We start from the raw sequence: 24,119 nt of genomic DNA on the forward strand, positions 1-24,119 counted from the left end.
GGCCAGCCTGCTGTTTTATGCGCCGATAATGCCGCCATCCTCCCGGGTGATCATGATCACCGACGAGCGCGGGCGCGGACTGTTGTCAGGAAAATGTGAATCCCCCTCTTCGCCAGGGTGCTGCACGTTCACGAACAGCGTTCTGTAGTCAGGCGTGAAGGTAATGCCGGTCAGCTCGCAGGATTTAGGGCCGACCATAAACCGGCGAATCTCGCCGCTGTCCGGGTCTCCTGCCAGCATCTGATTATTCCCCTGCCCCTGATAATCCTCTTTGTTGCTGTATTTACCATCGGTAAGGATCCAGAGCCGCCCCTGCGCATCAAACCCCAGGCCATCCGGGCTGTTAAAGGTGTTTTCAGCAGTGATGTTCGGTGTGCCACGATAGATGCCTTCGGGATGGGCAATCGGGTTGCCGCATAACGCGTAGATGTCCCAGGCAAACGACGTGGCCGTGGCATCGCCCTTCTCATCCCAGCGGATAATCTGGCCGTAGATATTTTTAGGGCGCGGGTTGGCGGCATTAACCGGCATCCCCTCATTGCCACGCTTGTTGTTATTGGTCAGCGTACAGTAGGCGCGGCCATCATGCGGGTTAACGGCGATCCATTCCGGCCGGTCCATCCGCGTGGCGTTAACCACATCGGCAGCAGCACGCGCATTGATCAGGACATCGGCCTGGCTATGAAATCCCTTCTCAGCAGTGAGTCCATTTTCCCCCCACTTCAGTGCCAGCCAGCGACCGCTGCCTTTCAGGGGTGTGCCCTGTTCATCGCCGTTAAACTGCGCCACATAGAGCGTGCCCCGATCGAGCAGTCCGTGATTCGCTTTCGCATCGTCCGGGTTAACCTTGTCGTCCGAGACATATTTATAAATGTACTCGCCACGCTCATCGTCGCCCATGTAGACCACCAGCTGGCCGGTTTTAGCAACCGTCACCGCAGCATTCTCATGCTTGAAACGTCCCAGCGCGGTTCGTTTGACCGGCACCGATTGGGGATCGAAGGGATCGATTTCGACTATCCAGCCGTGGCGGTTAAATTCGTTAGGATTTTTTGCGATATCGAAGCGGGGATCAAAATCGGACCAGTTTCGCTCCGGCTCGGCGGCGTTCAGGGTGTAGCGCTTCTGCTGGGCGGTCGGTGTAAAATGCGCGTCATGCGTGCCAAAGTAGGTGTCGTAGTTCTCTTCGCAGGTCAGATAAGTGCCCCAGGGCGTTTTACCGTTGGCGCAGTTACCAAAGGTGCCGAGAACCTGCAGGCCCTGAGGATCGGCGGCGGTCTGCAGCGCTTTGTCGCCTGCGGCCGGACCGGAAAAACGCATCGGGGTATTGGCGGTAATGCGGCGGTTGTAATCTGAAGGACGGACAACCTGCCAGCGATTGCCTTCGCCGCGTTTAATCTCAACGACAGAAACGCCGTGCGCCGCCTGTGATTTCTTCACATCCTCCAGGCTGGTCGCTTTGCTGCCGCCATGGGCGAACAGCGTCGGCTCATTCACATACTCATTGTTGATTGCCATCACGCCACGATGCTCATCAATGGCGAAGAAGCTCATCCCATCATTGTTGTCACCGAACTGCTTTTCCTGATCCTCCGCGCTGTTGTTGCCATGCGGATCGAACTCAGCCGCGCCATTAACCAGCGGATCGCCCCAGGAGATCAGCACTTCAGCGCGATAGCCTGGCGCTACAACAATCTCATCCGCGGTCGAAGCGGCAATCGCCTGAAAGCCCAGCAGCGGGCTGCCGGCGGGTTTTTCCTGCGCCAGTGCGCCGGAGGAGAAAGTCAGGCCGCCGCTGAGAAAGCCGGTCAGCCCAAGTGCGCCGGAACCGGCAAGGAACTTACGTCGCTGCGAATCGGGCAGGCGGTCTGTGCTTAACGCGGAGAGTTCGATCTTCATCAGTGATTGCTTCCTTTGTGTCGGTCCCGGAAAAGAAGCAATGCTAATGAATAAAGATGACAGCCAGGTTACAGGCGGGTGGGCAAGGAATCAGCGACGGCGATCCAGGATCTCAAAGCAGTAGCTGTGGGAGTTATGCTCATCAGCGTCGTGGAACTCGCTGAACGTTGACTGCCACTCATCCGGCTCGTAATCCGGGAACTGCGTGTCGCCTTCTACTTCTGCATCGATGTGAGTCAGATAGAGACGATCGGCACGCTTCAGCATCTGCTCATAAACGCGTCCGCCACCGATCACCATGATCTCTTCGGCTTCACCGGCAGCCTGAAGCGCCTCATCCAGCGAAGTGACCCAGGTGACGCCTTCGGCGGTGCCGGGCTGGCTGCTGACCACGATATTCAGTCGGCCAGGCAGAGGGCGACCAATGGATTCAAAGGTCAGCCGGCCCATAATCACCGGTTTTTTCAGGGTGTTACGCTTGAACCACGCCAGATCTGCAGGCAGGTCCCACGGCATGGCGTTCTCCATTCCAATAATGCGATCTGCTGCTAATGCCGCGATAAGACTAATCATGTTAACTACTCACAGGAAAAAAATTGGCGCCATGATACGAGAAGGTGAAACTTTCGTCGATAGGGGGGAAGGTCTAATTGCGTAAAGCTTTTTATGATGTCGCATTTCACTGCCTGCGCAGCGTTTTTCACCGCGAAATCGCGTCTGTTAGCCGCAGCTCGCCAGTAATCTGACGCCGGCTGGCACAAAACCGGGCGAATAAGAAAACGGCTCCCGCAGGAGCCGTCGGGGTTATCAGAAGTCGTAGCGCAGACGCACCAGATTCATATCACCCAGGTTATCGGTGCTGGAGGTAAAGACATGTTCGTAATCGACACGGAAACCGTAGTCGAGGAACAGCGTCACACCCAGACCGTTGTCGATGCGCTGATAATCACGGCCGGTCGCATATTCAATGCGATCGCCCATAACATACGGCTGCACCGCTTTCAGGCCATACTGCGCCACCGGAATTTTATAACCGGCAAAGTATTCCACGCCCCATGCATCGCCAGCAAAGTAGTCATGCACATCTTTGCGTTTGGTGGTCATGAAGTTCTGATACCAGCCGCCGCCCGCTGACAGCGTCCAGTTGCCCGGGGTCCAGCTCAGCGCGGTGCCATAAATGTTCTGGTCGTAATCGCCGCTGTCGCCATTGTTCGGGTTACGCATCGCCGCGCGGGTGTAGTTCCACGCCGTGCCCCAGCTCAGATCGTCGGTAATGTGATAATCCACACCCAGCGAACCGCCGCCTTTGCGCTTGTAGCGCAGGCCGTTGCCTGGCAGGAACTCATTATCGTCGAACAGATAAGAGGCGTAGAGATCCAGATCGCCGAAGGTGTTTTTATACTTCAGCTGCTTACGCGAACGGTAAGAGCCATCGTAGTCGCCATTGATCCCGTTGCCTGGTGCCTGACCGATCATGTCGTAGTCCCAGATATCGGTCTTGGCCCCTACGGTATCGTAGTAAACGCTGTTCTGCTGACCAAAGGTCAGCTGGCCCCAGGTCTTGCTTTTCAGACCGGTGTAGAGCTGGCGGCGCGTGGTGTTATTCGCACCGTCGGCATAATGACGATCCCAGCTGAATACCGCCGGAATATTCACGCCCAGCTCGTAGTAGCTGATCCAGCTGACGTCGTCGAACAGGTAGTAATCCGCGCCGAAACGGAAACGGGTGCCGCCATCGAATCCGTCACGCTTGTACGATTTGTCATCCACGCCGGTCTGGTGATTGACCTGAGCACGGATGCTGCCGCCAAAGGTAAAGGTGAGGCGGCTAAGGGGATCGCCAGCCTGTGGGTCCTGTTTTAACAGGGTGATTTCCGCCTGGCTGGCGAAAGGAAGAATAGCCATCAGTGCAGCCACTGCACTCAGAGAAAAAGTACGCATTTTCATTTTTATAGGTGTCCTTGCACGCTCCGGTGATGAGCGGCAGGCATATTACTGGCGAAAAATCCGGACAGGAAGTGTTTATCTTATAAATTTGTGCGAAGGGGGCTGATTCGCACCTATAGCTAAAAAACTAAGTCAAATCAGTAACTTTAAGGCAAATCCTTTGCTTTACGCGAGCCTGATTTTCAGATTATCGCCAGGTGAGAGGCAAAAAAAACGGCTCCCGCACGAGCCCTTCAGACAGCTGACAAATTCAAATTCTGGGGGTACCGCAACGTATCAGCACAACGCGCAGGGAGCACGGACAGAGTAGGAAAGCGTCCCGCGCCATAGACGGCGCGGGCCGGGCGGCCAGGGACTGGCCTGAGCGACTTTCCGATCTGCCCGTGTTCCCTTCGCAGGCGCGATCTCACCGCTGATATGGCCAGAATATAAAAAAAAACGGCTCCCGCAGGAGCCGCTTTTCACACTACCTCGACTTACATCGCCTTAATCTGCGCGTGCATCTCCTGAACGGAGATGACCTGCTCCGTCGGGTCAGCATTCAGCGCCATCGCAGTGGCGAAACCGCCATTCAGCGTGGTGTCATAGTGCACTTTATACTGCAGAGCACTGCGGCGAATCAGCTTCGAATCTTCAATCGCCTGACGTCCTGCCGTGGTATTGACGATATAGCTATATTCGCCATTCTTCAGACGGTCCTGAATGTGCGGACGACCTTCATGCACCTTGTTCACCAGGCGTGGGTTAATTCCCGCCTCGCCCAGCACAACCGCCGTGCCGTGTGTCGCATCCAGCTCGAAACCAAACTTCTGCAGCTTGGCAGCCAGGTCGACGATACGTTTCTTGTCGCCTTCACGCACCGACAGCAGTGCACGGCCCGACTTCTTCATGTTGCTCTGTGCGCCCAGCATCGCTTTAGAGAAGGCCTCAGCAAAGGTGCGGCCCACGCCCATGACTTCACCGGTTGAACGCATTTCCGGTCCAAGAATCGGGTCAACGCCCTGGAACTTGTTGAATGGCAGTACGACCTCTTTTACGGAGTAGTAAGGTGGAATCACCTCTTCGGTGACGCCCTGCTCTGCCAGCGTTTTGCCTGCCATCACGCGTGCGGCCACTTTCGCCAGCGGCACACCGGTCGCTTTCGAGACGAACGGCACGGTACGCGCGGCGCGCGGGTTAACTTCGATCAGGTAGACTTCGTTGTCTTTGACCGCGAACTGGACGTTCATCAGGCCGCGAACGTTCAGCTCAAACGCCAGCTTCTCAACCTGCTGACGCATCACATTCTGAATCTCCTGATTCAGGGTGTAGGCCGGCAGTGAACAGGCGGAGTCACCGGAGTGAACGCCAGCCTGCTCGATATGTTCCATGATGCCGCCAATCAGCACCCGCTCACCGTCGCAGATCGCATCCACATCGACTTCGACCGCATCATCCAGGAAGCGATCCAGCAGCACCGGCGCATCGTTAGAGACGGAGACCGCTGTCTGGAAGTAGCGCTTGAGGTCGGTTTCGTCGTAGACGATCTCCATGGCACGGCCGCCCAGAACATAAGAAGGACGCACCACCAGCGGATAGCCCAGGCAAGCGGCTTTCTCAACGGCCTGCTCCAGCGTTGCGACCGTGGCATTGGCTGGCTGTTTCAGGCTCAGACGATCGACAGCCTGCTGGAAACGTTCACGGTCTTCAGCACGGTCAATAGAGTCCGGGCTGGTGCCGATAACCGGCACACCTGCCGCTTCCAGCGCACGCGCCAGCTTCAGCGGGGTCTGACCGCCATACTGCACGATCACGCCTTTAGGCTGCTCGATACGGACGATTTCCAGCACATCTTCCAGCGTCACCGGCTCAAAGTAGAGACGGTCGGAGGTGTCATAATCGGTCGACACCGTTTCCGGGTTACAGTTGACCATAATGGTCTGGTAACCATCTTCACGCAGCGCCAGCGCGGCGTGAACACAGCAGTAGTCGAACTCAATACCCTGACCGATACGGTTTGGCCCACCGCCCAGAATCATGATCTTATCGCGATCTGTCGCCGGGTTGGCTTCGCACTCCTCTTCATAGGTGGAGTACATGTAAGCGGTATCGGTGGCGAACTCGGCGGCGCAGGTATCCACACGCTTATAGACCGGGTGCAGGTTAAACTGCTGACGCAGCTTGCGAATTTCGCTCTCAGCCACGCCTGCCAGCGCCGCCAGCCTGGCGTCGGCAAAGCCTTTACGCTTCAGCGCACGCAGGAAGGTCGCATCCAGGCTGTTTACCCCTTCACGAGCCACCTGGTCTTCCAGCCGGATCAGCTCTTCAATCTGCACCAGGAACCAGCGGTCAATGTTGGTGAGATTGAAGACGCCATCGACCGACATCCCGGCGCGGAATGCGTCAGCGATATACCAGATACGGTCTGAACCGGCATCTTTCAGCTCGCGGCGGATGCGGGTCAGGGCTTCCGGGTCGTCCAGATGCACTTTCGGGTCGAAGCCATGCGCGCCCACTTCCAGGCCGCGCAGCGCTTTCTGTACGGACTCCTGGAATGTGCGGCCAATCGCCATCACCTCACCGACCGATTTCATCTGGGTGGTCAGGCGGTCGTTGGCACCGGCAAATTTTTCGAAGTTGAAGCGTGGAATTTTGGTGACCACATAGTCAATCGACGGCTCAAATGAGGCGGGCGTTAAACCACCGGTGATGTCATTCATCAGCTCATCGAGAGTAAAGCCGACCGCCAGCTTGGCCGCAACTTTCGCAATCGGGAAGCCGGTCGCTTTTGAAGCCAGCGCAGAGGAGCGAGACACGCGCGGGTTCATCTCGATAACAATCAGGCGACCATCTTTCGGGTTCACCGAGAACTGGACGTTAGAGCCACCGGTTTCCACACCGATTTCACGCAGGACCGCCAGCGAGGCGTTACGCATGATCTGATACTCTTTATCCGTCAGCGTCTGAGCGGGAGCGACCGTGATGGAGTCACCGGTGTGAATCCCCATCGCATCGAAGTTTTCAATCGAGCAGACGATGATGCAGTTGTCGTTTTTATCGCGAACCACTTCCATCTCATACTCTTTCCAGCCAATCAGCGACTCATCAATCAGCAGCTCATTGGTTGGTGAAAGGTCGAGACCCCGTTCACAAATCTCTTCAAACTCTTCGCGGTTATAGGCGATGCCGCCACCGGTGCCGCCCATGGTAAAGGAGGGACGGATGATGCAGGGGAAACCGACATCTTCCGCCACGGCCAGCGCTTCTTCCATGGTGTGTGCGATACCGGAACGGGCGGTGTCCAGCCCGATGCTTTTCATCGCGACGTCAAAGCGACGACGATCTTCTGCTTTATCAATGGCGTCTGCAGTCGCACCAATCATGGTCACGCCAAACTCTTCCAGCACGCCCTGACGCTCAAGCTCCAGTGCGCAGTTCAGCGCAGTCTGGCCGCCCATGGTCGGCAGTACGGCATCCGGACGCTCTTTTTCGATGATTTTGCGCACCACTTCCCAGTGAATGGGCTCGATATAGGTGGCATCGGCCATCTCAGGGTCGGTCATGATGGTCGCCGGGTTGGAGTTCACCAGGATGACCCGGTAACCCTCTTCACGCAGCGCTTTACACGCCTGCGCACCGGAATAGTCAAATTCACAGGCCTGACCGATCACAATCGGACCGGCACCAAGAATCAGGATTGATTTTATGTCTGTACGTTTTGGCATGAATTAGCTCCTGATTACTTCGCTTGCAGACGGAAGGCGTCAATCAATTCAATAAAGTGGTCAAACAGCGGCGCAGCATCACCCGGTCCCGGGCTGGCTTCCGGGTGTCCCTGGAAGCTGAAGGCTGGCTTGTCAGTGCGGTGAATGCCCTGCACCGTTTTATCGAACAGCGAAATGTGGGTGACACGCAGGTTCGCGGGCAGATCGTTCTCATCGACGGCAAAACCGTGGTTCTGGGCGGTGATCATCACGCGATTATTGTCGAGATCCTTCACCGGATGGTTGCCGCCATGATGGCCAAGCTTCATCTTCACGGTCCGGGCTCCGCTGGCCAGCGCCAGCAGCTGATGACCCAGGCAGATACCGAACACCGGAATCTCGGTTTTCAGAAAGGCCTGAATCGCGCTGATGGCATAGTCACATGGCTCCGGGTCACCCGGGCCGTTGGAGAGGAAAATGCCATCCGGATTCATCTTCAGCACCTCTTCCGCCGGTGTCTGAGCCGGTACGACGGTCAGACGGCAGCCGCGGTCAACCAGCATACGCAGAATGTTGCGCTTGGCACCGTAATCGTAAGCCACCACATGATAAGGCAGGGATTCCGCTGAGGATTGTTCCGGCAGGCCACTGCCCAGCGTCCAGCTGCCCTGCTGCCAGCTGTAGGTTTCCGTCGTGCAGACCTCTTTCGCCAGATCCATCCCTTTCAGCCCGGGGAACGCCTGGGCTTTCTGCAGCGCCAGCGCGGCATCCGGATTATCACCGGCGATAATGCAGCCATTCTGAGCGCCTTTCTCACGCAGCAGACGCGTCAGCTTGCGGGTATCGATATCAGCAATGGCCACAATGTTGTTGCGCTGCAGGTAAGCGGAGAGTCCCTCTTCGCTTCGGAAGTTGCTGGCAATCAACGGCAGATCGCGGATGACCAGGCCCTGAGCATGAATCTGGCTTGATTCTTCATCAGCGGCGTTGGCACCGACATTACCGATATGGGGATAAGTGAGAGTAACGATTTGGCGGGAATAGGAAGGATCAGTGAGGATTTCTTGATAACCGGTCATTGAGGTGTTGAAAACGACTTCCCCCACTGCCGACCCCGTTGCCCCGATGGCCCGACCGTGGAATTGGGTTCCGTCTTCCAGAACCAGGATTGCTGACTTAATCAAAACATCCTCCAGGGAATAAACAGTCATGATATCTGCATATTAATTCAAAATAGCCGCCTGAATCAATGCAAAAACCGCCTGAATTGTCGATTTTTGGCAAATTGCGCGCATTCTAATGATCACCCTGGGGCTTGTCTACCCTGAGGCCCGTTTTTTTCATCTTTATCTGACTTATGAGGCCAGAAACGGGCTTAAGCGGTAAAAACAGGAGAAAACCCGGCCGAATAATCGTTTGCCAGGCAGTAAAAATAAGAACGCGAGGCTGTCAGGCTGATTTTTTTGACCAAATGGTCAAAAATGGCATCTTAACGGAGATAAAACGCGCGAAAAGTGATAAAAACAGATGTCTTAATCTTTTTTGACATCAGGGCGAGGATTTCAGACAAAATTAAGGGCAATAAAAATATTGCCCTTTTCCAATCAATTGGTTAACGATTGAAATAACCACATCACGATGGTTCACAACACGCACAACATCACAGATCCAGCACATCCCGCATATCAAACAGGCCTGCTTTCTTCTCTTTCAACCATAATGCCGACTTAACCGCACCTTTTGCGAAGGTCATACGGCTTGAGGCCTTGTGGGTTATCTCAACCCGTTCGCCGATATCCGCAAACATTGCCGTATGCTCACCGACGATGTCCCCGGCGCGCACTGTGGCAAAACCAATTGTCTGAGGCTGACGTTCGCCGGTGTGTCCTTCACGCGTATAGACCGCGTGCTCATCCAGTTTCCACTGCATCGCATCGGCAATCGCTTCACCCATCGCCAGTGCGGTGCCCGATGGCGCATCCACTTTGTGGCGATGGTGCGCTTCAGTAATCTCAATATCCGCATACTCTCCCATCACGCTGGCGGCTTTCTCCAGCAGCTTCAGCACCAGGTTAACGCCCACACTGAAGTTTGCGGCGAACACAATGGCGATATCTTCTGAGGCGGCGCGAATAGCTGCTTTGCCTGCGTCATCGAACCCTGTGGTGCCGATCACCATCGCTTTGCCGTGCTCACGGCAGATCGCCATATACTCCAGCGTGCCTTCCGGACGGGTAAAGTCGATCAGCACATCAAAGTCATCAATCACTGCACGTAAATCGTCAGCAATCAGGATGCCGTTTCTGCCGATGCCCGCTAACTCTCCGGCGTCGCTGCCGGTCAGCGATGAACCCGGACGGGCGAGCGCAGCACCCAGCTCCACGCCTTCAGCCTGCTGTGTCGCCTCAATCAGATTACGGCCCATACGGCCCGGCGCGCCCACAACGGCAATGCGGATATTCTTCATATTTATTCATTCCTAAAACAAAACTATGCATCCAAAGCGTCATCAGGTTAACGACGAGTTAACAGTCACGCCACTATTAATCAGGGATAATAAGAATTTTATGCCAGCCGCCTGCGATTATCAGTAAAAGCAATCGCCATGGCAAAAGATGGGCTTTTCATCGGCCGATAAAAACAAAAAAGGCCGAACAGAGTCGGCCTTTTTATCAGGATTAACGTGCGGTTACTGCACGTTGCGCACCTCGACGCGCAGCTCTTTTGGCACTTCAAAGACGATGTTCTCTTCACGGCCAATCAGCTCGATCGCGGCTTCGCCGCCCAGCTCACGCAGTCGCTGAATCACCTGCTGCACCAGAATATCGGGCGCTGAGGCACCGGCGGTGACACCGATACAGGCCACGCCTTTGACCCACTCTTCCTGAATATCATCAGCAGAGTCGATCAGCTTCGCCAGCTTACCGGCGCGCTGCGCCAGTTCAGCCAGACGGTTCGAGTTGGAGGAGTTCTTCGACCCCACCACCAGTACCACCTCGGCATCTTTCGCCAGGGTGCGAACCGCTTCCTGGCGGTTGGTTGTGGCATAGCAGATATCATCTTTACGCGGCCCGATAATCGCCGGGAAGCGCTGACGCAGAGCATCGATGATGTCTGACGTATCATCCACTGACAGCGTGGTCTGCGTCATGAAGCTCAGGTTGTTTTCATCCTTTACCGTCAGCCGGAAAACATCTTCCGGTGACTCGACCAGATACATCCCGCCATTGGGGTTGTTGTACTGCCCCATGGTGCCTTCCACTTCCGGATGACCCGCATGACCGATCAGTATTGCCTCAACGCCTTTACGGCTGGCGCGTGCCACTTCCATATGCACTTTTGTCACCAGCGGACAGGTTGCATCAAACAACATGGTCAGATTGCGCGCTTTGGCTTCTGCACGCACCGCCTGCGAAACACCGTGCGCAGAGAAGATCAGAATCGCGTTATCCGGCACTTCACTGATCTCTTCGATGAAGATCGCCCCGCGCTCACGCAGGCTGTTGACCACGTAACGGTTATGCACCACTTCGTGACGCACGTAGATAGGCGCGCCATACATCTCCAGCGCGCGCTCAACGATACTGATGGCGCGATCAACGCCGGCGCAGAAACCGCGCGGATTAGCTAACAGGATTTGCATCGTTCGCCTCCAGTGCCGGATCGATCTCCAGCACCTCTACATCAAACTGAATACGATGACCTGCCAGCGGATGGTTAAAATCCACGGTGATCGAGTCACCGGAGACTTCACGGATCACGCCTGGCATTTCACTGCCGCCCATGCCGCTGAACAGCATGATGGCCCCCACTTCCGGTTCACCGGCATCGATAAAGTCACGACGCGAGAAATACTGGATCAGGTCAGGGCTGACGCCACCAAATGCCTCTTCCGGCGCCAGAGTGAACTGTTTAGTTTCACCCGCTTTCAGCCCCAGCAGTGCCTCCTCCAGTGCCGCAGAGAGGCTGCCATCACCGAGACGGAACAGCGCAGGCTTACCGTTTGCACGGGTCGATTCCGCCGTCGAGCCATCTTCCAGCTTCAGCGTAAAATGCACCAACACCGCGCTGTCGCGCTGTACGGACTCAGTCATCACTTACCCTTTCTGTTTAGCCTGTTTGCCGTTCGGGCTGAAAAAGCCCTCCAGCACCACCAATGCGGCACCAATACAGATGCCGCAGTCAGCGATATTAAATGTAGCGAAGTGCCAGTTACCGACATAAAAATCGATAAAATCGACCACAAAGCCATGCCAGGAGCGATCAAATAAATTGCCTATCGCACCGCCGATAATCAGGGCATACGCGATGTTTGAAATCTTCTGGCTGGCCTGATTGCGATACATCATCAGCACCAGTGAAACCACGATCGCCAGCGCAATACCGGCAAAGAACCAGCGCTGCCAGCCGCCTTTGTCCGCCAGGAAACTGAACGCCGCGCCATAGTTATGCGCATAGAACAGGTTCAGATAAGGCATCAGCGGCTGCGTTTCATGCAGCATCATGTTGTTCATCACCCACTGCTTACTGGCGAAGTCGACAACGATGACCACCAGCACCAGCCACAGCCAGCGCAATCCGGTTGAGAGAATAGGTTTACGCATCAGGCAAATTCACGCTGTTCACCGTCACCGGCTACGTTAGTGTAACAACGACCACAGACCGCAGCGTGCTCCGGATTCTGGCCGACGTCGGTAGTGTAATGCCAGCAGCGCTGACATTTCTCGCCTTCCGCCTTGTGCAGCGCAATTTTCAGACCTTTCAGCAGTTCGCTCTGCTGCGCTTCATCGTTTGCCAGCGCGTAATCAGCTACCTGGGCACCCGAGGTCAGCAGCACAAAGCGCAGCTCGTTGCCCAGCGCCTGCAGCTTAGCGGCCAGCTCCGCATCGGCATAGAGCGTCACGGTGGCTTCCAGTGCGCCACCGATACGTTTGTCGGCACGCGCCTGCTCGATGACCTTGTTAACTTCGCCACGCACTTTCAGCAGCTCAGCCCAGTAGGCATCGTTCAGGGCTTCATCTTCCGCTAGGCCAAACAGACCCTGATACCACTCTTCGGTGAAGACATACTGCGCGCGTTCGCCAGGCAGATAGCCCCAGATCTCATCCGCGGTAAAGGACATGATCGGCGCCATCCAGCGCACCAGCGCTTCAACGATGTGCCACAGCGCGGTCTGACAGCTACGACGCGCCAGGCTGTCGCCCTTCGCGGTGTACTGGCGATCTTTGATGATGTCGAGATAGAAGCTGCCCATCTCAACAGAACAGAACTGCATCAGGCGCTGGATCACTTCATGGAAATCGTAGTTCTCATAAGAGGCGACGATATCGGCCTGCGCCGCCTGCGCACGTCCCACGGCCCAGCGATCCACCACGACCATCTCTTCCGGTTTCACCAGGTCGGTGGCCGGATTGAAGCCGTTAAGGTTCGCCAGCAGGAAACGGGCGGTGTTACGGATACGGCGATAGGCATCGGCGGAACGCTTCAGGATCTCATCGGAGACCGCCATTTCACCCGAATAGTCGGTTGATGCCACCCACAGGCGCAGAATGTCAGCACCCAGCTTGTTCATCACATCCTGCGGCGACACGGTGTTGCCGATCGATTTCGACATTTTGCGGCCCTGACCATCCACGGTGAAACCGTGTGTCAGTACCTGACGATAAGGCGCTTTGCCTTTCATCGCGGTGCCGATCATCAGCGAGGACATAAACCAGCCGCGATGCTGATCGGACCCTTCCAGATAGAGGTCCGGCGCCTGTCCTTCGAATTCCGGACGGGCATCCACGACGGAATAGCTGGTTGACCCGGAGTCGAACCAGACATCCAGAGTATCCGGAACCTTGACGTAATGATCGGCGTCATCGCCCATCAGCTCGCGCGGATCGAGATCCCACCAGGCCTGAATACCATCCTGCTCAACACGCTGTGCCACTTTCTCCATCAGTGCCAGGGTATCCGGGTGCAGCTCTTCGCTCTCTTTATGAACGAACAGCGCCATCGGCACGCCCCAGGTACGCTGACGAGAGATACACCAGTCCGGACGGTTCGCCACCATCGATTCAATACGCGCCTGACCCCAGTCCGGGATCCACTGCACGCCTTTGATCTCTTTCAGCGACTGCGCACGCAGGCCTTTCTGATCCATGCTGATGAACCACTGTGGCGTGGCACGGAAGATGATAGGCGTTTTGTGACGCCAGCAGTGCGGATAGCTGTGCAGCAGTTTTTCAACGTGCAGCAGCGCCTGCTTCTCTTTCAGCAGCTCAACGATCATATCGTTGGCTTTAAAGACGTTAACCCCATCCAGCGTCGGGTAAGTGCCTGGCAGATACGCGCCATCTGGCCCGACCGGGTTAGCGGTTTCGATGCCATATTTCTGGCCGATCACATAGTCATCCGGGCCGTGGCCGGGTGCCGTATGGACCGCACCGGTACCGGCGTCCAGCGTGACGTGTTCGCCCAGCACCACTTTCGACTGAATCTGCTCAAGGAACGGATGCTGGAACAGCTGCAGCTCCAGCGCGGCACCTTTGCATTCGCCCAGCACCTGCCATTCGCTGACACCGGCACGCTTCATGACGCTTTCCACCAGCTCTTTTGCCAGGATCAGGGCACGGCCCTCGATCTGGATCAGCTGATAGTCAAATTCCGGATGCAGAGAGATGGCGCGGTTAGCGGGCAGCGTCCACGGAGTGGTGGTCCAGATAACCAGTGAAATCGGGCCGTTGACCGCGGTGACGCCGAACGCCTGACGCACAGCGTCGGCATCGACGGCGTTGAACATCACATCAATCGACGGTGAGGTCTTGTCGTAATATTCCACTTCCGCTTCGGCCAGGGCAGAACGGCAATCCAGGCACCAGTGCACCGGCTTCGCGCCCTTGTGCAGGTGACCGTTGCCGATGATTTTACCCAGCGCACGGATGATGTTGGCTTCCGTGTTGAAGTCCATGGTCAGGTAAGGACGATCCCAGTCGCCCAGTACGCCCAGACGGATAAAGTCTGCTTTCTGGCCTTCAACCTGTTCTGCCGCATATTTGCGGCACGCTTCGCGGAATTCTGCCGCCGTGACTTTCTCGCCCGGCTTGCCGATCATCTGCTCAACTTTATGCTCGATAGGCAGACCGTGACAGTCCCAGCCCGGCACATAGGGCGCGTCATAGCCCGCCATGCCTTTCGACTTAACGATAATGTCTTTCAGAATCTTGTTAACTGAGTGACCGATATGAATGCTGCCGTTCGCATAAGGAGGGCCATCATGCAGGATAAAGGTTTTTTTCCCCTTTTTGGCTTCGCGGATAACGCCATACAGGTTGTCGGCATACCAGCGTTGCAACATTCCCGGTTCGCGTTTGGCCAGATCGCCACGCATCGGGAATCCCGTTTCCGGCAAATTCAGGGTAGATTTATAGTCACTCATCAGATTCTCGATTCCGTTTTTCGCTCAGGTTAAAGCAGCCCAAAGAACTGCCGGGCCGTTACCACATCATTCGCAATTTGTTCTTTCAACGCCTCCAGTGAGGCAAAGCGCTGCTCGTTTCGTATTTTCTGTTTCAGCACCACATCAATGTGACGACCATAAAGATTGATATTGATGTCGAGCAGGTGAACTTCAAGCTGCTGGCGTAAACCTTTTACCGTCGGACGGGTGCCGATATTCGCCACGCCCGGCAGCGGCTCCGGCGTCAGCCCTTCCACTTCCACCGCATAGACCCCTTTCACCGGCGACACGCTGCGGCGTAAAGGCAGGTTGGCGGTTGGGAAGCCCAGCGTGCGTCCCAGTGCATCACCGTGCACGACGCGGCCGGAAATCGTGAAAGGATGGCCTAACAACGACTGCGCCAGCGCTAAATCATCGGCGGCCAGCGCCTGACGCACGGCGGTGCTGCTGATGCGCTTTCCGCCCTCACAGAAGGTTTCGGTACTGATAACCTCGAAGCCATACTCCACACCGGCTTTCTGCAATAACCGGAAATCCCCCTGGCGACCGGCGCCAAAGCGGAAATCATCGCCCACCGCAAGGTATCTGACGTCGAGCTTTTCAACCAGCAGGTCGCTGATAAAACGCTGGGCGGATAACGCCGCAAAGCGACGGTCAAACCGCACGCAGAGCACCTTATCGACGCCGGCTTCAGCCAGGTAGCGCAGTTTTTCACGCAGGCGCGTCAGGCGAGCCGGGGCTTTATCGCCAGCAAACAGCTCCAGCGGCTGTGGTTCAAAGACCATGACCACCACCGGCAGATTACGTTTGCGTCCCTCTTCACACAGCCGGGCCATCAGTGCCTGGTGCCCGCGGTGTACGCCATCGAAATTACCAATGGTCAGAACGCAGCCGCGATGCTGCTCGTTAAGATTATGAATACCGCGGATAAACTTCATGGCTGACCCAAACCGGTGGAAATCGGCGGATTATACCCTTGAAACCGGTTCAGGTTAACCCGTCAGCACGCCTTTCATGCTTAACGCGCTGCATTTCCTGTTACAGAAGCACGTGTTGAGAATTTTGTCGCGAAATACTGTATTCAGGAAGGCGAAGCTGGTAGAATCTTGCGCCATCAAATACGTAACCGAGTGCTGCTCATAGAGCGACGCTTATTTGCACAAATCCATTGACAAAATCAGGTTGGAAGGGCATAGTCCTCGGCCTTTGATTTGTCTCTATAGAACACATTTGGGAGTTGGACCTTGGCTAATATCAAATCAGCTAAGAAACGCGCCGTAACATCTGAGAAACGCCGTAAGCATAACGCTAGCCGCCGCTCTATGATGCGTACCTTCGTTAAGAAAGTATACGCGGCGATCGCTTCAGGCGACAAAGCTGCTGCGCAGAACGCATTCAATGAAATGCAACCAATCGTGGACCGTCAGGCTGCTAAAGGTCTGATCCACAAAAACAAAGCTGCACGTTATAAAGCAAACCTGACTGCACAGATCAACAAACTGGCTTAATCGCCTGTTGTTTATCGCTTTGTTGAAAGAACCGGCGCTTACGCCGGTTTTTTTTCGCCTGTCATTTGCCGCACCGCCATTCCCCGTGAGGGTGATGCAGGGCGAAAAAAGGAGGCTTTCGCCTCCCCTCTCTTAACGCAGCCTGACCCGTAACAGGCTATATCCCAATACGGCGGAGAGCAGAGAACCGGTCAGAATTCCCAGCTTAGAGAACGTCACCAGCTGCTCATGGGCGGCATCAAAGGCCAGTGAACTGATAAATATCGACATCGTGAAGCCGATACCGCACAGCACGCCGATCGCCATGATATCGCGGATGGTGGTGCCGCCAGGCAATACCGCCAGCCGCAATCTGACGGCCAGCCAGCAGAAGAGCGTAATGCCCAGGGGTTTGCCGATTAACAGGCCAAAGATGATGCCTGCCGGTTCCGGTGACAGGATATCGCCCAGCGTAATACCGGCGAGTGAAATACCGGCATTGGCAAAGGCAAACAGCGGCAGAATCAGCCAGTTCACCCACGGCATCAGGCCGTGCGCCAGATGCTCTGCTGGCGAGTGCCCCTCTCTCTTCTCCAGCGGCACAAAGAAGCCCACGATAACGCCTGCCAGCGTTGCATGAACACCCGACTTAAGGACGGCGGTCCAGAGCACAATGCCCACCAGAATGTAGATCGAGATTTTGCGGACGTTGAAGTAATTCAGCAGGGCCAGCACCACAATCGCCGCTGCCGCCACGCCCAGAGAGAGCATCGACAGGCCGCTGGTATAGAACAGGGCGATAATCACAATCGCCCCCAGATCATCGATAATCGCCAGCGCCATCAGAAACACTTTCAGCGCAGCAGGAACCCGGCTGCCGAGCAGGGCCAGCACCCCCAGTGCAAACGCGATATCCGTTGCCGTGGGAATCGCCCAGCCGTTGCGGGCAATCTCATCACCGTGGTTGAAAGCCAGAAAGATCAGGGCGGGCAGCGCCATGCCTCCCAGGGCTGCGATAACCGGAAAGATTGCCTTCTCCCGGCTTGCGAGTTCACCGACCCTCAGCTCGCGCTTCACTTCCAGCCCAATCAGCAGGAAAAACAGCGCCATCAGCGCATCGTTTATCCATAACAGCAGATTTTTGCTGATATCCAGCGCACCAAAGCGGATCTGGACAGGCTCATTCAGTAACGCCTGATAGCCTTCGGCCGTCGCAGCGGTATTGGCGAGGATCATGGCCGCCACGGCTGCCAGGATTAATATCATGCCGTTACTGGCATCACTTTCAATGAAGCTCCTGAGGAGGTTTCTGAGTTTCCGAGGCTTATTCAACGTTTATCTTCCTGATCGGCGAGTGAAAGTGAATAAGTGTAACGACTCATATCGCCCGTTAACAGCAGCTTGTGCCCGGCGTTGTCGCTCGCGTTGACCGGAACATCCGCAGGCCCGGCTACGCTGCGGAGCAGTTGGTGTGCAGCATCCCTGATCAGAGGCCAAAAAAAACGGAGCCCAGGGCTCCGTTTTATCTTTCCCGGTTTATCGGGTCAGGTCGTCAAAGAATTTTTTCACACCGTCGAAAAAGCTCTTGGAGCGCGGGCTGTTGTGCTCGCCGCTCGGACCGCCAAAACTCTCTTCCAGTTCACGCAGCAGCGATTTCTGTTTCTCGTTCAGGCTGACCGGTGTTTCCACCACGACGCGACACAACAGGTCACCAACCGCACCACCGCGGACAGATTTCACGCCGCGTCCGCGCATGCGGAACAGCTTGCCGGTCTGGGTCTCTGACGGCACTTTCAGCTTCACGCGTCCATCCAGCGTCGGCACTTCAATCTCACCGCCCAGCGCCGCCATCGCAAAGTTAATCGGCACTTCGCAGTAGAGGTTATTCTCTTCACGTTCGAAAATCGGGTGTTTCTTCACCGAGACCTGAACATAGAGATCGCCCGCTGGCGCGCCCTGCTCGCCCGCTTCGCCTTCTCCGCTCAGACGGATACGATCGCCGGTGTCGACCCCGGCCGGGATTTTCACTGACAGCGTTTTCGACTTCTCAACGCGACCGTGACCGTGACAGGCGTTGCACGGATCTTTAATCACCGAGCCGCGACCGTGACAGGTCGGACAGGCCTGCTGAACGGTGAAGAAGCCCTGGCGCATCTGCACCTGGCCTGCACCGTGACAGGTCGAACAGGTTTGTGGCTGCGTGCCTGGTTTCGCGCCGCTGCCGTGGCAGACATCACACTCTTCCAGCGTTGGAATGCGGATCTCTTTGGTCACGCCGCGTACCGCTTCTTCCAGCGTCAGCTCCATGTTGTAGCGTAAATCGGCGCCGCGGGATGCGCGCTGACGGCGTCCACCACCAAAGATGTCACCGAATACGTCGCCAAAGATATCGCTGAAGTCTGCACCGCCGCCACCAAAGCCGCCGCCGCCGAATCCACCGCCACCCATGCCGCCCTGTTCAAAAGCTGCATGACCATATTGATCGTAGGCCGCACGCTTCTGCGCATCGGTCAGGATTTCGTACGCTTCTTTAGCCTCTTTGAATTTGGCTTCGGCTTCTTTATCTCCGGGATTACGATCCGGGTGAAATTTCATTGCCAGGCGTTTGTACGCCTTTTTGATTTCACGCTCGTCCGCGGATTTGGCGACGCCTAAAATCTCGTAGTAATCACTCTTCGCCATGTTTATTTAGCCCTTAACATGATCGCACGGGCGTGGAGAGATCTCCGACGCCCGTGCTGGTTTCAACGACTGTCAGGCCAGCCGTCGCGCCCGGTCAGGGGCAATTATTTCTTGTTGTCTTTTACTTCTTCGAATTCAGCATCGACAACGTCGTCATCTTTCTTCGCTGACGCATCACCGGCATCGGCTGCACCTGCCTGAGACTGCTGTGCGGCTTCCATCAGTTTGCCGGACACTTCCATCAGCGCCTGCATTTTGGCGTCGATTTCCGCTTTGTCTTCGCCTTTCAGCGCAGTTTCCAGCGCGGCCAGTGCGGCTTCGATTGGCGCTTTGTCGTCTGCTGACAGTTTGTCGCCGGCTTCTTCCAGCTGCTTACGCGTGCTGTGGGCAATCTGATCGCCCTGGTTGCGCGTCTGTACCAGCTCTTCGAACTTACGGTCAGCTTCTGCGTTCGCTTCCGCATCACGCACCATTTTTTCGATCTCTTCGTCGTTCAGACCGGAAGAGGCTTTGATGGTGATTTTCTGCTCTTTACCGCTGTTCTTATCTTTCGCCGACACATGCAGGATACCATCCGCATCGATGTCGAAGGTGACTTCGATCTGCGGCATACCGCGAGGCGCAGCCTGGATACCGTCAAGGTTGAACTGGCCCAGTGACTTGTTGTCATTGGCGCGCTTACGCTCACCCTGCAGCACGTGAATGGTCACGGCTGACTGGTTATCTTCAGCAGTCGAGAAGACCTGGCTGTGCTTGGTCGGGATGGTGGTGTTTTTGCTGATCAGCGACGTCATCACGCCACCCATGGTTTCGATACCCAGTGACAGCGGGGTTACGTCCAGCAGCAGCACGTCTTTCACGTCGCCACCCAGTACACCACCCTGAACCGCAGCACCGACAGCAACGGCTTCGTCCGGGTTCACATCTTTACGTGGCTCTTTACCAAAGAACTCGGTGACTTTCGCCTGAACCAGTGGCATACGGGTCTGACCACCGACCAGGATAACGTCGTTGATGTCAGAAACCGACAGGCCCGCATCCTGCAGCGCAACTTTCAGTGGCGCGATTGAGCGTGCAACCAGATCTTCAACCAGTGACTCCAGTTTAGAACGGGTCACTTTGATGTTCAGGTGCTTAGGACCGGTCGCATCTGCAGTGATGTACGGCAGGTTAACGTCGGTCTGCTGAGCGGAAGAGAGCTCGATTTTCGCTTTCTCTGCGGCTTCTTTCAGACGCTGCATCGCCAGAGGATCGTTGTGCAGATCGATGCCCTGATCTTTCTTAAATTCAGCTACCAGATAGTTAATCAGACGGCTGTCGAAGTCTTCACCACCCAGGTGGGTATCACCGTTGGTTGCCAGAACTTCAAAGGTTTTTTCGCCATCAACTTCGTCGATCTCGATGATGGAGATATCGAAGGTACCACCACCCAGGTCATACACGGCGATGGTGCGGTTACCCTGACCTTTGTCCAGGCCGTAGGCCAGTGCAGCAGCGGTTGGTTCGTTAATGATACGCTTAACTTCCAGACCCGCGATGCGGCCTGCATCTTTGGTCGCCTGGCGCTGTGCATCGTTAAAGTATGCCGGAACGGTGATCACCGCTTCGGTCACTGGCTCACCGAGGTAATCTTCGGCGGTCTTTTTCATTTTCTTCAGCACTTCAGCTGAAATCTGCGGCGGTGCCATTTTCTGGCCTTTCACTTCCAGCCAGGCGTCGCCGTTGTCAGCGCTGGCGATTTTGTACGGCATGATTTTAATATCACGCTGAACTTCTTCGTCCTGGAAGCGACGACCGATCAGACGCTTAATTGCGAACAGGGTATTCTGCGGGTTGGTCACTGCCTGACGTTTAGCCGGTTGACCGACCAGAATTTCGCCATCCTGTGTGTACGCAATAATTGAAGGCGTGGTGCGATCGCCCTCGGCATTTTCCAGCACGCGTGCTTTGGTGCCATCCATGATCGCAACACAAGAGTTGGTTGTACCCAGGTCAATACCAATAATCTTACCCATCTAAACATCTCCCACTTAAATTCGTTGCCAATTTGGGTTGTGAACCTTTTATGTGGGCGGGTTGTTTGCATTCAACCTGCCAGCACATGCTTTTTTTCCAACGTTCACAACGCTCGATGAGAAGTAAATGGGGCCGCTTCGATGCGCATCAAGGGTTAAACCAAAAAAAATTTTCACCTCTGGCCCGGTCGGGATCAAAGAACCCAGGCAGAACGCTGAATATGATGCGCCGCTCCGCTCGATGGAGTGAAGCGGAGCGCTTTTTATCATCAACGTTTACTGACCGCCGAGGAACTATGGCAAATTCAACACTGGCCAACCCTGCCCCGCTGGGATTAATGGGATTTGGCATGACAACGGTTTTACTCAACCTGCACAACGCGGGCCTGTTCACGATGGACGTCGCGATTCTGGCCATGGGGATTTTTTATGGTGGGATTGCGCAGGTGCTGGCAGGCCTGCTGGAGTTTAGAAAGAATAACACCTTTGGGCTGACGGCCTTTACCTCTTACGGGATGTTCTGGTTAAGCTTTGTGGCGATTCTGCTGCTGCCGGAAATGGGCCTCGCGAACGCCCCCGACGAACGATTTCTGGGGGCCTGGCTGCTTCTGTGGGGCATCTTCACGCTGTTTATGTTTGTCGGCACGCTGAAAGGTGCGCGGATGCTGCAGTTTGTTTTCGCCACGCTCACGCTGCTGTTTCTGCTGCTGGCCGTAGCGCATCTGATGCATCTGCCTGCGCTGGTCACCACGGCAGGCTGGGTTGGCCTTCTCTGCGGCGCCAGCGCCTGCTATCTGGCCATGGGGGAAGTGCTGAACGAAACCTTTGGCCGTACCGTTCTGCCGACGGGCGAGAAGCCGCATCAATCATAATAAGACGCGGAGTCAGGCTCCGCGTCATTTCACTACAGCGAATTAACCCTCTGATGCAGTTCTGGCTCGTGGCTGATATCACGCCGCAGCCAGATCCCCGTCACCAGTCCCACCAGCGCCAGTGCCATCACATACCAGCATGGGGCCATCACCGACACATTCATCAGCAGCGACACAAAAATCGGTGTCAGGCCGCCGAAAATCGCATAGGCGAGATTGTAGGAGAAGGAGATACCGGTAAAACGGACTTCCGCCGGAAAGGCACGCACCATCACGAACGGCACGGCGCCCACGGTGCCAACGCTGAGGCCGGCCAGTCCATACAGCAGGAAGAGCTGCTGCGGATAGAGTGCAGTCAGATGATAAAACTGCCAGCAGCAGATCGCCAGCAGCAGGCTGCCGACACACAGCGTACGGCTGGCACCGAAGCGATCGGCCGCCAGGCCGGCAATAATACAGCCGAAGCAGAGCATGACGGTGGCCAGGCTGTTGGCCTGCAACGTCAGCGCAGGCGCAATGCCCAGCTGTTTTTGCAGCCAGACCGGGGACATCAGGATCACCACCACGATGCAGGCGGAGAGCAGCCAGGTCAGCAGCATGGAAATGACGACCGATTTTTTATGTTCAGCCAGCACTGTTTTCAGCGGCAGCTTACTGGAGAGCGCTTTACGCTGCTGCATCTCCACAAACACCGGCGTCTCATGCAGCCAGCGGCGCAGCACCATCGCGCCCAGCCCGAACAGGCCGCCGAGGAAGAACGGAATGCGCCAGCCGCCATCATGAATTGCCTGGGGTGAGAGTGAGGTATTGATCAGCGTTGCCACCAGCGACCCCAGTAAAATCCCGATGGTCAGCCCGGCCGTCAGTGTGCCACAGGCGATACCGATGCGTTTATAGGGCACATGCTCAGCGACAAACACCCAGGCTCCCGGCACCTCGCCACCAATCGCCGCCCCCTGCAGCATCCGCATCAGCAGCATCAGTAACGGTGCGGCAACGCCGATAGTCTGCCAGGTGGGGAGCGCGCCCATCATCAATGTCGGCAGCGCCATCAGCATAATGCTCAGGCTGAACATCTTCTTACGCCCCACTTTATCGCCAAAGTGGGCCATCACGATGCCGCCCAGCGGACGTGCCAGATAGCCGGCGGCAAAAATGGCAAAGGTCTGCAGCTGGCGCAGCCACTCGGGAATATCGGCGGGGAAAAAGAGTTCGCCAATGACAGTGGCGAAGAAGACAAAAATGATGAAGTCGTAAAATTCCAGCGCGCCGCCCAGTGCGGCCAGCGCCAGGGTTCTGTAATCCTTACCGGTCAGACGCTGCGTAGAGGTCAGGTTCATAATAGTCCAGAGGCAAAAGATCGGGTTGTAAAGTTCTGATTACTATACCGTCAATCTTTTGCCACACCAGCCGGGCTATAGCTTATGCCTGAAATGGACAATATTTAGTTATTTATCTCACGTATCGCGCTTTTAGGCCGAAATGCTGCTACCACGTCGCGATGGGTTTCGACATACGGCCCTTCCAGTAGCTGTAAACAATAAGGTACAGAGGCAAAAATGCCGTGGACTTTGACGTTGCCCTGCTCATCTTTCAGCCCCTCCAGCGTCTCCCTGATCGACTTTGGCTGACCAGGCAGATTGAGAATCAGTGACTGCTTACGGATCACGCCAACCTGACGCGACAGAATCGCGGTCGGCACAAACTGCAGGCTGATCTGGCGCATCTGCTCACCGAATCCGGGCATCTCCCGATCGGCGACGGCTAAGGTGGCGTCGGGAGTGACGTCGCGCCGGGCCGGGCCGGTGCCGCCAGTGGTCAGCACCAGATGGCAAAAGCGTTCATCGACCAGCTCGCAAATCGCCTGCTCAATCATCGGCTGCTCGTCCGGCACCAGTCGGGACTCCATTTCGAACGGGCTGCTGATGGCCGTGCTGAGCCAGCTCTCCAGCGCGGGAATCCCCTGATCCTGATAGATGCCGTTCGCGGCGCGATCGGAAACCGAGATCAGGCCAATGCGTAATGTATTCATGGTTAGCTTCGCTGTGAATGACCGCGGTGCGGTGGAATAAAAGGGGAATAGCCGAAAG

At 56.0% G+C, this 24,119-nt stretch carries 18 protein-coding genes; 2 read left to right on the forward strand and 16 right to left on the reverse strand.

Annotated elements, in window-relative coordinates:
* Window positions 1-15: 15 nt before the first annotated feature.
* The 11 genes from OJ965_RS17890 to ribF form a co-directional block, all read right to left on the reverse strand.
* Window positions 16-1,899: a PhoX family protein gene (locus OJ965_RS17890; protein WP_265137237.1), complete on the reverse strand. Its 1,884-nt coding sequence runs from the start codon at window positions 1,897-1,899 to the stop codon at window positions 16-18.
* Window positions 1,900-1,989: 90 nt separating this feature from the next.
* A complete protein-coding gene (gene folA / locus OJ965_RS17895; RefSeq protein ID WP_046101196.1) occupies window positions 1,990-2,472 on the reverse strand; it encodes a type 3 dihydrofolate reductase in 483 nt (160 codons plus the stop codon).
* Between the two features lie 234 nt (window positions 2,473-2,706).
* A complete protein-coding gene (locus OJ965_RS17900; RefSeq protein ID WP_369974601.1) occupies window positions 2,707-3,840 on the reverse strand; it encodes a porin in 1,134 nt (377 codons plus the stop codon).
* A gap of 482 nt (window positions 3,841-4,322) precedes the next feature.
* Entirely contained in the window at window positions 4,323-7,550 is a 3,228-nt protein-coding gene (gene carB / locus OJ965_RS17905) for a carbamoyl-phosphate synthase large subunit (RefSeq protein ID WP_265137238.1), read from the reverse strand.
* A 14-nt stretch (window positions 7,551-7,564) separates the two neighbouring features.
* Window positions 7,565-8,713, reverse strand: coding sequence for a glutamine-hydrolyzing carbamoyl-phosphate synthase small subunit (gene carA / locus OJ965_RS17910; RefSeq protein WP_058957748.1), 1,149 nt, complete (start codon window positions 8,711-8,713; stop codon window positions 7,565-7,567).
* A 476-nt stretch (window positions 8,714-9,189) separates the two neighbouring features.
* Window positions 9,190-9,996, reverse strand: coding sequence for a 4-hydroxy-tetrahydrodipicolinate reductase (dapB, locus tag OJ965_RS17915; RefSeq protein ID WP_009092207.1), 807 nt, complete (start codon window positions 9,994-9,996; stop codon window positions 9,190-9,192).
* A 222-nt stretch (window positions 9,997-10,218) separates the two neighbouring features.
* Window positions 10,219-11,172 (reverse strand): 4-hydroxy-3-methylbut-2-enyl diphosphate reductase, encoded by a 954-nt coding sequence (gene ispH, locus OJ965_RS17920; protein ID WP_010253724.1) that lies wholly within the window; start codon window positions 11,170-11,172, stop codon window positions 10,219-10,221.
* Window positions 11,153-11,623, reverse strand: a complete 471-nt coding sequence (gene fkpB / locus OJ965_RS17925) for an FKBP-type peptidyl-prolyl cis-trans isomerase (protein WP_009092210.1) — start codon at window positions 11,621-11,623, stop codon at window positions 11,153-11,155. Before fkpB ends, ispH begins: the two co-directional genes overlap by 20 nt.
* A 3-nt stretch (window positions 11,624-11,626) precedes the next feature.
* Window positions 11,627-12,133: a signal peptidase II gene (lspA, locus tag OJ965_RS17930; protein ID WP_009092212.1), complete on the reverse strand. Its 507-nt coding sequence runs from the start codon at window positions 12,131-12,133 to the stop codon at window positions 11,627-11,629.
* Window positions 12,133-14,952 carry an isoleucine--tRNA ligase gene (gene ileS / locus OJ965_RS17935; protein ID WP_046101192.1) on the reverse strand — a complete coding sequence of 940 codons (2,820 nt, stop codon included), beginning with the start codon at window positions 14,950-14,952 and terminating at the stop codon, window positions 12,133-12,135. The genes lspA and ileS overlap by 1 nt, the downstream gene beginning before the upstream one ends.
* A 29-nt stretch (window positions 14,953-14,981) precedes the next feature.
* Window positions 14,982-15,911: a bifunctional riboflavin kinase/FAD synthetase gene (ribF, locus tag OJ965_RS17940; RefSeq protein WP_009092217.1), complete on the reverse strand. Its 930-nt coding sequence runs from the start codon at window positions 15,909-15,911 to the stop codon at window positions 14,982-14,984.
* Window positions 15,912-16,217: 306 nt separating this feature from the next.
* Here ribF and rpsT point away from each other — a divergent pair, with 306 nt between their 5' ends.
* Window positions 16,218-16,481 carry a 30S ribosomal protein S20 gene (gene rpsT, locus OJ965_RS17945; RefSeq protein ID WP_006117633.1) on the forward strand — a complete coding sequence of 88 codons (264 nt, stop codon included), beginning with the start codon at window positions 16,218-16,220 and terminating at the stop codon, window positions 16,479-16,481.
* A gap of 132 nt (window positions 16,482-16,613) precedes the next feature.
* Here the strand turns inward: rpsT and nhaA are convergent, their stop codons facing one another.
* The 3 genes from nhaA to dnaK form a co-directional block, all read right to left on the reverse strand.
* A complete protein-coding gene (gene nhaA / locus OJ965_RS17950) occupies window positions 16,614-17,792 on the reverse strand; it encodes a Na+/H+ antiporter NhaA (RefSeq protein WP_033736405.1) in 1,179 nt (392 codons plus the stop codon).
* A gap of 204 nt (window positions 17,793-17,996) precedes the next feature.
* Window positions 17,997-19,142, reverse strand: coding sequence for a molecular chaperone DnaJ (gene dnaJ / locus OJ965_RS17955; RefSeq protein WP_009092225.1), 1,146 nt, complete (start codon window positions 19,140-19,142; stop codon window positions 17,997-17,999).
* Between the two features lie 104 nt (window positions 19,143-19,246).
* On the reverse strand, window positions 19,247-21,157 hold the full coding sequence (dnaK, locus tag OJ965_RS17960) for a molecular chaperone DnaK (protein ID WP_009092227.1): 1,911 nt from the start codon (window positions 21,155-21,157) through the stop codon (window positions 19,247-19,249).
* A gap of 296 nt (window positions 21,158-21,453) precedes the next feature.
* Here dnaK and satP point away from each other — a divergent pair, with 296 nt between their 5' ends.
* A complete protein-coding gene (gene satP, locus OJ965_RS17965; protein WP_265137246.1) occupies window positions 21,454-22,029 on the forward strand; it encodes an acetate uptake transporter in 576 nt (191 codons plus the stop codon).
* A 32-nt stretch (window positions 22,030-22,061) separates the two neighbouring features.
* On the opposite strand, the gene OJ965_RS17970 is transcribed toward satP, so the two are convergent.
* Together OJ965_RS17970 and mog are read right to left on the reverse strand one after the other, a co-directional pair.
* Window positions 22,062-23,369 (reverse strand): MFS transporter, encoded by a 1,308-nt coding sequence (locus tag OJ965_RS17970; RefSeq protein WP_265137247.1) that lies wholly within the window; start codon window positions 23,367-23,369, stop codon window positions 22,062-22,064.
* A gap of 104 nt (window positions 23,370-23,473) precedes the next feature.
* Window positions 23,474-24,061: a molybdopterin adenylyltransferase gene (mog, locus tag OJ965_RS17975; protein WP_009092232.1), complete on the reverse strand. Its 588-nt coding sequence runs from the start codon at window positions 24,059-24,061 to the stop codon at window positions 23,474-23,476.
* Window positions 24,062-24,119: the final 58 nt, after the last annotated feature.

It is taken from the genome of Pantoea anthophila (assembly GCF_026104315.1).
Lineage (GTDB): Bacteria > Pseudomonadota > Gammaproteobacteria > Enterobacterales > Enterobacteriaceae > Pantoea > Pantoea anthophila.